The organism is Massilia timonae, assembly GCF_001866515.1.
Lineage (GTDB): Bacteria > Pseudomonadota > Gammaproteobacteria > Burkholderiales > Burkholderiaceae_D > Telluria > Telluria timonae.
In genome coordinates this window covers 466,153-480,332 of the sequence record NZ_JRYB01000001.1, presented here as the reverse complement: position 1 = coordinate 480,332, position 14,180 = coordinate 466,153, and the positions used below count along the sequence as shown (strand labels likewise).

Annotated in this window: 14 protein-coding genes; 6 read left to right on the top strand and 8 right to left on the bottom strand. The window is 65.2% G+C overall.

What is annotated here, in order from left to right; translation table 11 throughout:
- Positions 1–50: 50 nt before the first annotated feature.
- A complete protein-coding gene (locus LO55_RS02110) occupies positions 51–545 on the top strand; it encodes an Hcp family type VI secretion system effector (RefSeq protein WP_071360261.1) in 495 nt (164 codons plus the stop codon).
- Positions 546–608: 63 nt separating this feature from the next.
- Positions 609–1,484, top strand: a complete 876-nt coding sequence (locus LO55_RS02105) for a MipA/OmpV family protein (protein ID WP_071360260.1) — start codon at positions 609–611, stop codon at positions 1,482–1,484.
- A gap of 50 nt (positions 1,485–1,534) precedes the next feature.
- Here LO55_RS02105 and LO55_RS27260 read toward each other — a convergent pair whose 3' ends face one another.
- The 6 genes from LO55_RS27260 to LO55_RS02075 form a co-directional block, all read right to left on the bottom strand.
- Positions 1,535–3,154: a methyl-accepting chemotaxis protein gene (locus LO55_RS27260; protein ID WP_005668332.1), complete on the bottom strand. Its 1,620-nt coding sequence runs from the start codon at positions 3,152–3,154 to the stop codon at positions 1,535–1,537.
- Between the two features lie 253 nt (positions 3,155–3,407).
- Positions 3,408–4,373, bottom strand: a complete 966-nt coding sequence (locus tag LO55_RS02095) for an ABC transporter permease (RefSeq protein ID WP_005668334.1) — start codon at positions 4,371–4,373, stop codon at positions 3,408–3,410.
- A gap of 3 nt (positions 4,374–4,376) precedes the next feature.
- Entirely contained in the window at positions 4,377–5,471 is a 1,095-nt protein-coding gene (locus LO55_RS02090) for an ABC transporter permease (protein WP_071360259.1), read from the bottom strand.
- A complete protein-coding gene (locus LO55_RS02085; RefSeq protein ID WP_071360258.1) occupies positions 5,468–6,994 on the bottom strand; it encodes an ABC transporter ATP-binding protein in 1,527 nt (508 codons plus the stop codon). Before LO55_RS02085 ends, LO55_RS02090 begins: the two co-directional genes overlap by 4 nt.
- A 94-nt stretch (positions 6,995–7,088) precedes the next feature.
- Complete coding sequence (locus LO55_RS02080; RefSeq protein WP_071360257.1) at positions 7,089–8,105, bottom strand: BMP family lipoprotein; 1,017 nt, start codon at positions 8,103–8,105, stop codon at positions 7,089–7,091.
- Between the two features lie 365 nt (positions 8,106–8,470).
- A complete protein-coding gene (locus LO55_RS02075; protein ID WP_005668341.1) occupies positions 8,471–9,409 on the bottom strand; it encodes an alpha/beta hydrolase in 939 nt (312 codons plus the stop codon).
- Between the two features lie 189 nt (positions 9,410–9,598).
- Between LO55_RS02075 and LO55_RS02070 the strand changes: the two genes are divergently transcribed.
- From LO55_RS02070 to pcp, 4 genes are all read left to right on the top strand, one after another.
- The gene (locus LO55_RS02070) at positions 9,599–9,901 is read left to right on the top strand and encodes a YciI-like protein (RefSeq protein ID WP_005668343.1); all 303 of its coding nucleotides are present in this window, start codon (positions 9,599–9,601) and stop codon (positions 9,899–9,901) included.
- Positions 9,902–9,980: 79 nt separating this feature from the next.
- A complete protein-coding gene (locus LO55_RS02065; protein ID WP_071360256.1) occupies positions 9,981–10,697 on the top strand; it encodes a DUF969 domain-containing protein in 717 nt (238 codons plus the stop codon).
- Positions 10,694–11,650, top strand: a complete 957-nt coding sequence (locus LO55_RS02060; RefSeq protein WP_071360255.1) for a DUF979 domain-containing protein — start codon at positions 10,694–10,696, stop codon at positions 11,648–11,650. Before LO55_RS02065 ends, LO55_RS02060 begins: the two co-directional genes overlap by 4 nt.
- 10 nt (positions 11,651–11,660) lie before the next feature.
- Positions 11,661–12,323 carry a pyroglutamyl-peptidase I gene (gene pcp / locus LO55_RS02055; RefSeq protein ID WP_071363658.1) on the top strand — a complete coding sequence of 221 codons (663 nt, stop codon included), beginning with the start codon at positions 11,661–11,663 and terminating at the stop codon, positions 12,321–12,323.
- Between the two features lie 346 nt (positions 12,324–12,669).
- Here the strand turns inward: pcp and LO55_RS02050 are convergent, their stop codons facing one another.
- Complete coding sequence (locus LO55_RS02050) at positions 12,670–13,611, bottom strand: alpha/beta hydrolase (RefSeq protein ID WP_071360254.1); 942 nt, start codon at positions 13,609–13,611, stop codon at positions 12,670–12,672.
- A 14-nt stretch (positions 13,612–13,625) separates the two neighbouring features.
- Positions 13,626–14,054 (bottom strand): DUF2141 domain-containing protein, encoded by a 429-nt coding sequence (locus LO55_RS02045; RefSeq protein WP_071360253.1) that lies wholly within the window; start codon positions 14,052–14,054, stop codon positions 13,626–13,628.
- Positions 14,055–14,180: the final 126 nt, after the last annotated feature.

The following is a 14,180-nucleotide window of genomic DNA, read 5'->3' as shown; positions in this document are numbered from 1 at the left end:
GATCGACGCCGGGACCGCTGAATAATGAGCGCTCAAACGAGGAGACTGACATGGCAATCGACGTGTATCTGCAAATCGACGGCATCAAGGGCGAGTCGCAGGACGACAAGCACAAGGACTGGATCGAGTGCGTTTCCGTGAACTGGGGGATCCGCCAGCCCCGTAGCGCAACCGCGTCGACCAGCGGCGGGCACACGGCCGAACGCGCCGAACTGCGCGAGATCGCGTTCAGCAAGCTGGCCGATCTGTCGAGTCCCATCCTCATGCAATATTGCGCGATGGGGAAAACCATCCCCAAGGCAAAGCTGGAATTCATGCGCGCCGATGGCAGCGGCAATCCGATCCGCTACTTCGAAATCGAACTCGAGAATGTGTTGATCGGCGCCGTCGAGCCCAGCATCGAGCCGGGCACGATTTTGGATGAGCACGTCAGCTTGAAGTATTCCAAGATCAAATGGCGCTATACACAGCAGAAAATCGGTGGCGGCGGTGGCGGCAGCACGGTCGGTGGCTGGGACCTGGCTGCCAACCGCGTCACGGCATAATCGCGCGTCTTTGCCCCGGTGTCAGCTAGAATCCGGTCAATCCCGATCAGATTCCGAGGCCCCATGCATCCCACCATCAAAGCCGCTATCGCGGCCGCATGCCTGATTCCCTCCCTCCACGCCAGCGCGCAGTCGCCCGAATTGGCGCCCGCCTCGGCCGGCTTGCCGCTCTGGGAATTCGGCGTGGGCGCCTTCGGCCTCACGGCGCCGGCCTATCCCGGCGCCGACGATCGCAACAACCGCGTCCTGCCCGTGCCCTACCTGCTGTACCGCGGCGAAGTGCTGCGCGCCGACCAGTCGGGCATCGGTGCGCGCCTGTTCCGTTCCGACCGGCTCGAGTTCGACGTCGGCCTGGCCGGCGCCTTGCCATCCGATTCCGACGACGTCGAGATCCGCGCCGGCATGCCCGACCTGGGCGCCCTGTTCGAGTTCGGGCCGCGCCTGAAGATCCGGGTGGCCGATTTCGACGAGCGCAGCCGCCTGCGCGCGGAGCTGCCGCTGCGCGCCGTGATCGAGGCAAGGGGAGGGCTGCGGCGCCAGGGCTGGACCTTCGAGCCCAAGCTGGCGTATGAGACGCGTGGCGAACGCGGACTGTGGAGCGTCGAAGGGAATGTCTCGGTCGTGTTCGGCGACAAGCGCATCAACCGCTATTTCTACGAGGTGCAGCCGCAGTATGCGAACGCGTCGCGCGCCGCGTATGGCGCCGACGCCGGCCTGATGCTCACCCGTGTCGGCCTGTTCGCCACGCGCCAATTGAATCCGGATGTGCGCCTGTTCGGCTTCGTGCGCTTCGAATCGTATGCGGGCAGCGCCAACCGCGACAGCCCGCTGCACCTCAAGAACACCGGCACCTCGGCCGGCATCGGCTTCGCCTGGACCCTGGCGCGCTCGAGCCGCCGCGCGGCCGGCTATGAGCCGGTCGATCCGGTCACGCCATAAAAAAACGCCGGGACCAGCCCGGCGTCAAACGAAGACACGAATCGTCGGCGTCAGGCCGCCTGGCGCATCGCCAGGGCCGGACGGCCGGCGTTCTTGAGCGCAGGACGGCCGGCAGCCGCTTCGGGCTCGAAGCGGAAGGTCGACACCAGCTGCGCCAGCAATTGCGCCTGTTCGCGCATCGAGGTCGAGGCGGCCGCCGCTTCTTCCACCAGCGCCGCGTTCTGCTGCGTCACCTGGTCCATCTGGGCGATCGCCTGGTTCACCTGCTCGATGCCGGCCGACTGCTCCTGGCTGGCCATGGCGATGCCCGACATGATCGCGGTGACGCGGCCGATGCTGTCCACGATTTCCTGCATGGTCGCGCCGGCATCCGACACCAGGCGGCTGCCTTCCTCGACCTTGGCGCTCGAGTCGCCGATCAGGGTCTTGATTTCCTTGGCCGCCGCCGCCGAACGCTGGGCCAGGTTGCGCACCTCGCTCGCCACGACCGCGAAGCCGCGGCCCTGTTCGCCGGCGCGCGCCGCTTCCACGGCCGCATTCAGCGCCAGGATATTGGTCTGGAAGGCGATGCCGTCGATGACCGAGATGATGTCGACGATCTTCTTCGACGAATCGTTGATCGCGTCCATGGTCTGCACCACGCGGCCGACGGTCTCGCCGCCGCGGCCCGCCACTTGCGAGGCGGTCTGCGCCAGCGCATTGGCTTCGCGCGCATTGTCGGCGTTCTGCTTCACGGTCGAGGTCAGTTCTTCCATCGACGACGCGGTCTCTTCCAGCGCGCCGGCCTGCTGCTCGGTGCGCGACGACAGTTCGAGGTTGCCGGCCGAAATCTGGTCGGCCGCTTCGACGATGGTCTCGGTGCCGCTGCGCACCTGGCCGACGATGCCCACCAGGTTGTCGTTCATGTCCTTCAGGGCGCCCATCAGCACGCCGGTTTCGTTGCTGCCCTGGGCGACGATGCGGCTGCTCAAGTCACCGGTTGCGACGGTCTGGGCCACGGCCACGGCTTCTTCCAACGGCGCGGTGATGCGGCGGCCGATCCACCAGGCGAAGGCGGCGCCGGCCACCAGGGCGATCGCGGCCAGGGTCAGCTGCAGGTTCAGGCTGGTCTTGAAGCCGTCATCGATCGACTGCGCATCGGCTTCGACCACCTTCTTCTGGTACTCGACGATCGCGCGCAGGCTCTCGATGTACGACTTCACACGCGGCAGCATGTCCTTGGCCAGGAATTCGCGCACCGCTTCGTCGTCGCCGGCCGCTTTTTTCTCCAGCACGCTCTTGCGCGCGGCGCGGTAGCCTTCGCGCTGCTCGTCGACCTTGTCGAACAGGGCCATCGCCGCGGCGTCGTCCTTCAGGCTTTCGATCAGGCCCTTGTGCAACACGTCCGAACGCTTGGACGAGGAGGCGATATCGTCGAGGAAGTATTTCTCGTCGGCGGCGTCAGCCATCTTGATGGCGGCGATCGTGCGCGCCGCATTGGTTTCGATGATGGCCTGCCATTCCTGCAGCATGGCCAGACGCTCCATGCTTTCGGTGGTCAGCCTGTCGGTCAAGTCTTCCGCCTTCTTGGTCTGGATCAGGCCGATGCCGACCAGGATCAGCATTGCCGCAAGCAGGGTAGCGAAGCCGCCGAACAGGAGGCTGCGCAGCTTGATGTTCTCGATTGCCATAAGTTTCCTATAGAGAAAATTTGCATGTCAACGACCATGGTCTGTTCGTTGCCATACGGAAAGTCGGTATTTTCTCAGACTGGACAGCAATTGCCGAACAAGATTGCATTTTGTATGCCAAATTTCTTGATATGTGTGGCAATGCAGTCACGTTCACTTGTCATCACAACAAGTGATAGCTGGTTTTGCGTCGAAGGATGGGGAACGGAAGGGAAAATGCCTGCCCGCGAACGCGGGCAGGCGAAGGTATTGCTCAGCGCGACTTGACGAAGGGCTTGCCCAGCGCTTTCGGCGCCACCGACTTGGCCATCAGGCCAGCCAGCACGACCACGGTGACGATGTACGGGATCATCTGAATCAACGAGCCCGGGATGCGGCCCACGACCGGCAGGTCGACGCCTTCGATCTGGATCTGCACCGCGGCGAAGAAGCCGAACATCATGCAGCCGAGCACCGTGTGCAGCGGACGCCAGTTGCCGAACACCAGGGCGGTCAGCGCCAGGTAGCCGGCGCCGGCCGACATGTCGCGCAGGAAGAAGCCGCTCTGGACGATCGACAGGTAGGCGCCCGAGAACGAGCACAGCACGCCGGCGATGATCATCGCCGTGTAGCGGGTGCGCTGGACCGAGATGCCGGCGGCGTCGGCCGCGTGCGGATTCTCTCCGCAGGCGCGCAGGCGCAGGCCGAAGCGGCTGTGGAACAGCACCCAGTGCACGATCGGCAGCAGGGCGAAGGCGAAGTACACCAGCGGCGAGTGGCCGCCGATCAGGCGCGTCCAGACCCAGCCCAGGCCGGGGATGTCGGCCACCAGGTCGGAACCCGGCAGCACCACGGTCGACAGGCGCGCCTCGCCCAGGTCCGGCGTACGGCCGCCCTGCTGGAAGAAGTACTGGGCCACGACAAAAGTCAGGCCGCTCATCGCGATATTGATGGCGATGCCCGCCACCAGCTGGTTGCCCTTCTGGGTGATCGAGACGAAGGCCTGCACCAGGGCCAGTGCGACTGATGCGAGGATGCCGGCGGCGATGCCGATCCACGGGTCCTGGTAGGTGTAGGCGACGCCGGCCGAGACGAAGGCCGAGGCCAGGATCTTGCCCTCGAGGCCGATGTCGACCACGCCGCTGCGTTCGGCGAACAGGCCGGCCATGGCCGCGAAGATCAGCACCGGCGCGTTGCGGATGGTGGAGACGACGATGCTGGCGAACTGGAAGTCTTCCATGGCTTATCCCTTGCTACGACGAGTGGCGTTGATCAGTTTCAGCAGCGCCGGTCCATACATGTTTTCCATGGCGCCGCAGAACAGGATGATCAGGCCCTGGATGAAAATGAAGGTCTCTTGCGGGATGTTCGGCTTTTCCAGCGACAGGTCGAAGCCGCCCTGGATCAGCGCGCCGAACAGCACCGACGACAGCAGGATGCCGACCGGATGCTGGCGGCCCATCAGCGCGATCGCGATGCCGATGAAGCCGGCGCCGGCCGGGAAGTTCAGGCTCAGGTAGTGGGTCGAGCCGAGGATCGAGTTCACCGCCGCCAGGCCGGCCAGGGCGCCCGAGATCAGCATCGCGACGATGATGGTGCGGCTGATGCGCACACCGGCGTAGTGGGCGGCGTGGGCGTTCAGGCCGGTCGCCTGCAGCTTGTAGCCCCAGCTCGAACGCGACACCGCCACCCAATAGACCACCAGCGCGACCAGGGCCAGGATGAAGGCCAGGTTGAGCGGCGTGTTCTCGCCGAAGAACGGCAGCCAGGTCGACAGCTGCGGGATCGCCGCGGCGTCCGAGAACACGCGGCTGGCCGGGTTCTGGTCGCCCTCGGGGATCATGTACTTGACGATGATGAAATTCATCAGGCCGGCGGCGATGAAGTTGAACATGATGGTCGTGACCACCACGTGGCTGCCGCGCTTGGCCTGCAGGTAGCCGGGCAGGAAGGCCCAGGCCGCGCCGAACAGAGCGCTGGCGACGATCGCCAGCGGGATCAGGAGCCAGGCGGAGAGCGAGGCGTCGAACGCCAGCATCGCCAGGGTCAGGCCCAGGCCGCCCAGGTACATCTGGCCTTCGGCGCCGATGTTGAACAGGCCCGCCTTCATCGCGATCGACACGGCCAGGCCGGTGAAGACAAACGTGGAGGCGTAGAACAGCGTATAGCTCAGGCCTTCCGGATTGATGACGGCGCTGTTGACGAGGATCTGCAGCGATTCGACCGGGCTCTCGCCCAGCAGGTGGATGACCAGCGCGGCGACCAGCAGCGCGGACAGCAGGTTCAGGACCGGCAGGACGAAGCCCGAGGCCCAGCGTGGGAGTTCAGTCGTTTTCATGATTTGTGCATCCCGCCCATCAGGAGGCCGATGCGGGTGGTGTCGAATTCGTCAATATGGAGTTCGCCGGTGACGCGGCCGCCCGACATCACGACGATGCGGTCGCTGAGTGCGCGCACTTCTTCCAGCTCGGTCGACACCAAGAGAATGGCCACGCCTTCGTCGCGCAGGCGCAGCAGCTGGGTGTGGATGCTCTCGATGGTGCCGATGTCGACGCCGCGGGTCGGCTGGCCGACCAGCATCAGCTTCGGCGCGGCCGACACTTCGCGCGCGATCACGACCTTCTGCTGGTTGCCGCCCGAGAGCAGGCCGATGCGCACATTGGGGTCTTTCGGGCGCACGTCGAATTGCTCGAGCAAACCGGCGCAGCGTTTGGCGATGGCGTCGAAGTCGAACAGGCCGCGCTTCGTGACGCGGTCCTGGTAGCCGAACACGGTGTTCTGCATGACCGAGAAATCCTTGATCACGCCGTCGCGCAGGCGGTCTTCCGGCACGTGGCCGATGCCGAGGTCACGAAATAGGGCGGGCAGGCCGTCGGCGTTGGCGCGGCCGGCGAAGGGCAGCGGCGCGCCTTCCATCGTCACCTTGCCGGAAGTCGGCAGGCGCATGCCCGCCAGGATTTCCATCAGCTCGCTCTGGCCATTGCCCGAGACGCCCGCGATGGCGACGATCTCGCCGGCGCGCACGTCCAGGGCAATGTCGGCCAGCAGCTGGACGCCGTTGGCGTCCTTCAGTTGCAGATTCTCGACCTGCAGCACCGGCGCGCCGGGCGCGTGCGGTTTGCGCGGCAGGTTGCCCTCGATCGGGCGGCCCACCATCATGTTCGCGAGCTGCTCCTTCGAGGTGTCGCGGGTGGCGACGGTGCCGGCCACGCGGCCCGCGCGCATCACCGTCACCTGGTCGGTGATCTCCATGATCTCGCCCAGCTTGTGGGTGATCAGGATGATGGTCTTGCCCTGTTCCTTGAACAGTCGCAGGATGTCGAACAGCGAGGCGATCTCTTGCGTGGTGAGCACCGCGGTCGGCTCATCCAGGATCAGGATCTCGGCGCTGCGGTAGATCTGCTTGAGGATCTCGACGCGCTGCTGGGCGCCGACCGACAGGGTCGAGATGACCGCCAGCGGATCGACGTCGAGGTGGTAGCGGGCGCAGATCTCGCGCAGCTTGGCCTCGGTCTCGGTGCGCTTCTTCGCCAGCTTGAAGCCGCCCTCGGCGCCGAGCATCACGTTATCGAGCACGGTCATGTTCTCGACCAGCATGAAGTGCTGGTGGACCATGCCGATGCCCAGGTCGATCGCCTCCTGGCTGGAGCGGATCTTCTGCTCGGCGCCGTTGATGACGAGCTGCCCGCTGTCGGCATGGTAGTAGCCGTACAGGATGCTCATCAGGGTGGATTTGCCGGCGCCATTTTCGCCGATCACGCCATGGATCGAGCCCTTGGCGATCGAGAAGCTGACGTCGGCGTTCGCCTGCACAGGCCCGAAGGCCTTGCTGATGTTGCGAAATTCTACGGCTGGCTGCATTGCGATCTGTCGTAAATATGAGTGTGCTTATCATTCAAAAGCGCGCCGGGCCGGTTGAAGCCGGCGCGGCGCGCTTTGAATGGGAATGAAAAGATCAGACCGGGCAGCTGCTGCCTGCGCGGTAATCGATGACCTTGATCTTGCCGTTGATGATGTCGGTGCGCACGGCGTTGACGCGCTTTTCGATCTCGGGCGTGACTACCTTGCGGTTGTCCTTGTCCAGCACCCAGTCCACGCCGCCTTCCTTCAGGCCCTTGTAGTGCACGCCAGCCTTCCAGCTGCCGTTCTTGACGGCCATGAAGGAGTCGTACACGGCCACGTCGACGCGCTTGACCATCGAGGTCAGCATGGTGCCCGGATGCATGTAGTTCTGGTTCGAGTCGACGCCGATCGCCAGCTTGCCGCGTTCCTTGGCGGCCTGCAGCGTGCCCATGCCGCTGCCGCCGGCCACCGCGAACACGACGTCGACGCCGCGCGCGAACTGCGCGCGCGCCAGCTCGCCGCCCTTGGCCGGGTCGTTCCAGGCGGCGGCGGTGGTGCCGACCATGTTCTGGACGATCTCGATCTTCGGCGCCTGGGCCTTGGCGCCCTGGCCGTAGCCGCAGGCGAAGGCGCGGATCAGCGGGATGTCCATGCCGCCCACGAAGCCGAGCTTCTTGGACTTGGAGGCCATGGCGGCGGCCACGCCGACCAGGTAGGAGCCTTCCTGTTCCTTGAACATCACCGATTCGATGTTCGGGCCTTGCGCGACGCTGTCGATCAGCACGAAGCGCACGTTCGGGAATTCACGGGCGACCTTCTGCACGGCCTGGGTTTGCGAGAAACCGATGGCGGCGATCATGTCGACCTTCTTGCGCGCCAGGCCGCGCATGACCTGCTCGGCCTGGGTATCGCTATTGGCCTGGACTTCGAACACCTTGACGCCGGTCTCCTTCGAGAAGCGCTGCAGGCCTTCGAAGGCCGACTGGTTGAACGATTTGTCGAATTTGCCGCCCGCATCGTAGACCATGCCGAGCTTCGGCTGCGCGATCGGACCTGCTGCCGGCGCGGCCAATGCACTGCCTGCGACGCACAGCGCCGCGATGGTCATGCTGAGTTGCTTAAATTTCATCAATGGGCTCCTGGAATAGCGATATTGTACCCGCGGCATGGTGGCCGATGGTAAGGGCTGCGCAATTGCGACCTCGAGCGACATGGCGGGGACGGCACTTCGCGCTGTGCGATTGTGTCAGTCCGGCGATCCGCAGGAAGTTACGGTTTGTATCTGGCGACTATTTTCTCAGCAGAATGGCATACGTGTAGCACGGCCACAACAGGCTGGGAGGGTCGATCTGGCTGAAGTGAGCAAATCATGAGCAAACTCACGCCATTTCAGCGCAAGCTGTCAAATATGCATCAACCTGCAAGTTGATGACAAATACGATTTTACTTGCCAATTTATTCGTTGGAAATATAACTGCTGACAACTTTCAGCAATTATTTTGTCGCGAGGACGAAATCGGCGGGCGTCGGGACCGCCTCGGCGGGTGGTTCGGCGGTGGCGACCGCGTCGGCAACGGCCGCCGCGGCGGCCGGCGTCACCGGCTGGCTGAACTGGCGCGTGAGAAAGCCCGCGATCATGTCCTGGGTCGATGCCAGGTAGGGGATGTTCATGTGGTCGGAGTCGGGCACGATGTCGTCCGCCACCAGCTGGCCCAGCTTGGCCACCAGCAGGTCGGTATGCGTGTGCGGCACCACGTCGTCGCTGGCCGCGCGCAGCACATAGGTCGGCGCCTTGAGCGAGGGCGCGTACTTGATCGACTCGAAGCGGTGCTGCAGCATGTACTCGATCGGCATCACGCGGAAGCGCCGCTTGGCGATCGCCAGGATCGAATCGTAGGGCGTGATCAGGACCACGGAATGGGCGGGCCGCTCCTTGGCGACCTGCACCGCGACGCCCGAACCCAGGCTGCGGCCGACCACGGCGATGCGGTGCGGATCGACCTGGCCGCGCGTGGCGAGCCAGTCGTACAGCAGGCAGCCGTCTTCGATCATGTGGATCTCGGCCGGCACGCCCTGCGATTCGCCATAGCCGCGGTAGTTCATCGCCAGCACGGTCATGTTGGGGAACAGCTTGCCCGCATCGCGCACGACCCAGGACACTTCTTCGGAACGGCCGCCGAAATACAGCACCGCCGGGCGCGGACCGGGAATGGTCGGGGTCATCAGCCAACCCGAGAGGCGGGTGCCGTCGTTGGCGCGCAAGACCACGGGACGGGTGCGGTGGCCGCTGCTGCGCGGGCTTTTCACCTCGCGCTCGAGCGTCGGATTGAAGACCAGGCGGCGCTGGTTGGCGGCGACGGCCGCCGTCAGCCCCAGCCACAGCATGCTGGCAAAGCCCGTGATCCCCGCCGCCATTTTCTTCGACATATCCATGACTGACAGTCTACGCCAGCCGCTGAGTTTTGTTTTGTGTGATGCCTCTCACTGTCGGGCGGGCCATGCGAAACGGGTCAAGAAGTTGTTTTAAACCAACATCGAGCGCTGCCGTCGTGCTGGTGCCGCCATCGGGCGATTGCGGTTACGATGTACGTTCACATTCATCCAAGCCATCCTGGAGACGCCGTGCATTACCTGCTCACCTATGACCTCGCCCCCGACTACCTCGAACGCCGCGGCGAATTCCGCGACGAACACCTGAAGCTGGCCTGGGAAGCGCAGGAACGCGGCGAACTGGTGCTGGCCGGCGCGCTGGCCGAACCGGCCGATCACGCGGTGCTGGTCTTCGATTGCGAGACGGCCGAACCGGTCCAGCTGTTCGCGGCGCGCGACCCCTACGTCACCCATGGCCTGGTGCGCGCCTTCCACGTGCGCCAGTGGAATACGGTGGTCGGTGACCTGGCGGGCAATCCCGTACGGCCTGCCTGAATCGCCGCCTGAGTTCTTGCCGAACTAACACACAAGATCGGGTAACATCCTCGGCTTGTCGAACATTGCCGGGGAATCCATGCAATCTGCTGTCAATCTGTGGCCACTGCTCGGCGTGGTCGTCGTCGTCGCCGGCTTCTTGCTGCGCGCCAATCCGGTGCTGGTCGCCGTCGCCGCCTGCGGCGTGACGGGCGTCGCGGCCGCCATGCCCGTCATGGCCCTGCTCGAGTCGCTCGGCGCCGCCTTCGTCAAGACGCGCAACCTGCCGTTGATCCTGTTGCTGCCGCTGGCCGCGATCGGTCTGCTGGAGCGCTTCGGCCTGCGCGAACAGGCGCAATCGGTGATCGCGAAGGTGCGCTCGGCCACCGCCGGCCGCCTGTTGATCGTCTACCTGTTCGCGCGCGAGAGCACCGCCGCGATGGGGCTGACCAGCCTGGGCGGCCATCCGACGATGGTGCGGCCGCTGGTCGCGCCGATGGCCGAGGCGGCGGCGGAAACCCAGCACGGCAGCCTGCCCGCACGCGTGCGCCATCGCATCCGCGCCATGTCGGCCGCCACCGACAATATCGGCCTGTTCTTCGGCGAAGACATCTTCGTCGCCTTCGGCGCCATCGTCCTGATGCACACGATCCTGCAGGCCGAGGGCATCGAGGTCGATCCGCTGCACATCGCGCTGTGGGGCATCCCGACCGCGATCACCGCCTTCGTGATCCATGCCTGGAACCTGCGCCGGCTCGATGCCGAGATCAGGCGCGAGGTCGGGCGTGACGTGTCGGCGGCGAAGGAGGCGGCATGACCCTCACCATCGACCATTTCTACATCCTGGTCGGCCTCCTGCTCGCCAGTGTCGCCATCATGAACCTGGTGGACCGCAGCAATCCGCGCCGCCATACCACCGCGTTGTTCTGGGGCTTGTATGCCTTGCTGTACCTGGCCGGCGAGCGCATGCCGGCGGCGGCGGTCGGCGCGCTGATGATCGCCATGGCGCTGCTGGCAGGCTTCGGCGGCGTCAAGGCCGGCGCGCCGAAGGCGCTGGAGCCGGAGGCGCGCCGCGCCAGCGCCGCGCGCCTGGGCAACCGCATCTTCATTCCGGCGTTGCTGCTGCCGCTGGTGACCGTGATCGGCGCCACCGTGCTCAAGGACGTTCACATTGGCGGCCTGCCCATGCTCGACCCGGCCCACCTGACCCTGGTCAGCATGGGCTGCGGCGCGGTCGTGGCCCTGGCTGCCGCCTGCTGGCTGACGCGCGCGACGCCGCTGCAGGGCGTGCGCGAGGCGCGGCGCCTGGTCGACGCCATGAGCTGGGCGGTGGTGCTGCCGCACATCCTGGCGGTGCTGGGGCTGCTGTTCTCGGAAGCCGGCGTCGGCAAGACGGTGGCGCACCTGACGACCACCTATATCGGCATGGATTCGGCATTCGTCGCGGTGGCGGTGTACTGTATCGGCATGGCGCTGTTCACCATCGTGATGGGCAACGGCTTCGCCGCCTTCCCGGTGATGGCGGGCGGCGTCGGCATTCCGGTGCTGATCGGCGTGTATGGCGCCAATCCGGCCGTGATGGCGGCGATCGGCATGTTCAGCGCCTATTGCGGCACCCTGATGACGCCGATGGCGGCCAACTTCAATATCGTGCCGGCGGCGCTGCTCGACCTGCCCGACAAGAACGCGGTGATCCGCGCCCAGATACCGAGCGCGCTGCCGATCCTGATAGCGAATATCTTCCTGCTGTATTTTTTGATGAACCTGTGAGGCCACGATGATCAAGACCGTACTGCTTACCGGCTTCGAGCCGTTCAATGGCGCCAGCATCAACCCGGCCTGGGAAGCGGTGCGCGCGCTCGAAGGCTGGGAAGGCGAGGTGGGGGAACATCGCTTCCGGGTCGAGGTGCGCCAGTTGCCCTGCGTGTTCGGGCAGGCGATCGAAGACCTGGTGGCGATGGTCGACGAGCTGCATCCGGATGTCGCGATCGCCGTCGGCCAGGCCGGCGGACGGCCCGACATCTCGGTCGAGCGCGTGGCGATCAACGTCGACGATGCGGCGATCCTCGACAACGGCGGCCAGCAGCCGGTGGATGCGGCGATCGCGGCCGACGGTCCCGCCGCCTATTTCTCGACCTTGCCGATCAAGGCCATCGTGCGCGCGCTGCGCGAGAAGGGGTTGGTGGCCGGCGTGTCGCAGACCGCCGGCACCTTCGTGTGCAACCATGTGTTCTATGGATTGATGCACCATGCGGCGCGCCAGCCGCAGCCAATGAAGGCCGGTTTCATCCACGTGCCTTTCCTGCCGGAGCAGGCCGCGGCGCGGCCGGATGCGCCGCCGTCGATGGCGCTGGACGACATCATCGCCGGCATCAAGCTGGCGGTGGAGGTGACCGTGAGCGTCGAGGCCGACGTGCGTGAAACGGGAGGGGCCACGCACTGAGCGCCGTGCCGGCCGTCAGGGGACGGCCGCACGCCATGAGTACGAGAAATCTGACAAGCGCACAGTCTCCCCGCTGGCACTATTGTCGAGCACTCGGTGAATAGAATAGGTTCACCATGTGCGCAGGCGAGGGATGATGTCGTTTCAAATAGTCGGGCCATCAAGAAGGCAAAGGGAAGGCTGTTATTGTGGGCGAAGCAGCGCACACAGCGGCCGGCGAAAGCATGTGCACAGCAAGACCTGCGCCGGCCATCCTCCCGGCACGGGAAGCGCCGAACTGGAGGTGATCTGCCGGCGAATTCGTCGCGAGCAGACCGGCTGATGCAGCTGCCTGCCCATCGGCACATCAAGACGATGGCTTGGCGAGCAGGAACAGCAGCGGGATGTCCAGCCTGGCCGCCCAGGCCTTCTCGCTATGATCGGTGCCCGGGAATACCCGCTGCATGTAATTCGCATCCGTGTAGCCGCGTTCGCGGATGACGTCACCGCCGAATTCGACGCTGGGCCCGTACAGCGCATCGAGGGTCTCGGTGCCGCGGTCCAGATACAGGCGATGTCCGGCCGGATCCGGCAGGTGCGCGCTCAGGTAGGAAAAAGTGGCCATCGGGATGGCGGCGTTGCGCTCGAACGTGCCGATCCAGTGAACCGACAGCCCGGCAGCGCCACCGAACACCTGCGGATACTCGCTCATGGCATAGACCGACAGGACGGCGCCCCGGCTCGAACCCATGATGAAGGTCGCGTCCCGTTCGGGCCGGGTGGCATAGCGGCTGTCGATCAGTGGCTTGAGCTCGTCGACGAGGTAGCGCAGATAATCGTCTGACCGCGACCCCTGTTTCATATAGGTCTCGAGCGTGGACTTGTGCTTACCCGGGGCGAGACGTTCCAGCACTTTCCGTGGAAAGTATTCCGCGTCGCGGAACTCGCCCCGGTTCCAGATGGCGACGACGATGGTCGGGGGAACCCGGCCGCTGCGCGTCAAGCGGTCGAGCGTGACATCGACGTGCCAGGCCTGCTGGTTCATGGTGATCGTCGGGTCGAACAGCATCTGGCCATCATGCATGTACAGCACCTGGAAACGCTGGCCCTGACGGACACGCTCGGCGTAATCGCCCGGCAGCCACACGTCCACCGGTCGCGGTTCGACATGGCGCGAGGGAAGTTCGATGCGCTCCAATCGCCCAGTTGACGGCTTGGGCTGCGGATCTTGTGCGCGGGCGGACGGCAGCGTCAGCACGGCGAACAGGCAAACAATCGTGGCGAAGAGGCAGAAACGGCGAGATGACATGTCGTAATGAGTTATCAACGCAGTTTGATATAGCTGACCGCCTCCTCGTCACGCAGCACGAAGGCCGCATCCTCGAAGCTCGGCGGCCCGAAGCGCCCGCGCGCATCGCGGCTGAAGGCGTACCGCTCCTTCGGGATGCCCAGCGCGTTGCGATCGAGCTTTCCGTTGTCGTTCTCGTCCTGGAACGACAGCACGGCCCAGGTGCCGGGCGGCAGGTCGTCGACGGTGACCACGGTCTCGCCCACGCGCGCCGCGGCCGACGCCGCATACGGGCAATCCTTCAGGAAGGTCGCCTTGTCGCAGATCGCGACCCGCACCGTGCCCTTGGCAGTGGTGACGCCCTGAACCCTGACCTCGATCGCCGCGGCCGAAGCAAGACCGGCGGCGCCCACGCCTGACGCCAGCAGAAGGGAAAGACCCAGGGTGCGAAAGATCGACTGCATGAAAACTCCATAAGGTTAAGTGTGAATCGTGTTTGACCGCGTTTGAGCGGTCTGCGGCAGCGCCGCGCAACCGTGCGCGCGGGCCGCCATGATAGGCTGTTGATATCCCGTCAACCCGCTCTCGCA

Coding starts and splice junctions, on each gene's coding strand:
- LO55_RS02110 (WP_071360261.1), top strand. CDS start 51: ATGGCAATCGACGTGTATCTGCAAATCGACGGCATCAAGGGCGAGTCG.
- LO55_RS02105 (WP_071360260.1), top strand. CDS start 609: ATGCATCCCACCATCAAAGCCGCTATCGCGGCCGCATGCCTGATTCCC.
- LO55_RS27260 (WP_005668332.1), bottom strand. CDS start 3,154: ATGGCAATCGAGAACATCAAGCTGCGCAGCCTCCTGTTCGGCGGCTTC.
- LO55_RS02095 (WP_005668334.1), bottom strand. CDS start 4,373: ATGGAAGACTTCCAGTTCGCCAGCATCGTCGTCTCCACCATCCGCAAC.
- LO55_RS02090 (WP_071360259.1), bottom strand. CDS start 5,471: ATGAAAACGACTGAACTCCCACGCTGGGCCTCGGGCTTCGTCCTGCCG.
- LO55_RS02085 (WP_071360258.1), bottom strand. CDS start 6,994: ATGCAGCCAGCCGTAGAATTTCGCAACATCAGCAAGGCCTTCGGGCCT.
- LO55_RS02080 (WP_071360257.1), bottom strand. CDS start 8,105: ATGAAATTTAAGCAACTCAGCATGACCATCGCGGCGCTGTGCGTCGCA.
- LO55_RS02075 (WP_005668341.1), bottom strand. CDS start 9,409: ATGGATATGTCGAAGAAAATGGCGGCGGGGATCACGGGCTTTGCCAGC.
- LO55_RS02065 (WP_071360256.1), top strand. CDS start 9,981: ATGCAATCTGCTGTCAATCTGTGGCCACTGCTCGGCGTGGTCGTCGTC.
- LO55_RS02060 (WP_071360255.1), top strand. CDS start 10,694: ATGACCCTCACCATCGACCATTTCTACATCCTGGTCGGCCTCCTGCTC.
- LO55_RS02050 (WP_071360254.1), bottom strand. CDS start 13,611: ATGTCATCTCGCCGTTTCTGCCTCTTCGCCACGATTGTTTGCCTGTTC.
- LO55_RS02045 (WP_071360253.1), bottom strand. CDS start 14,054: ATGCAGTCGATCTTTCGCACCCTGGGTCTTTCCCTTCTGCTGGCGTCA.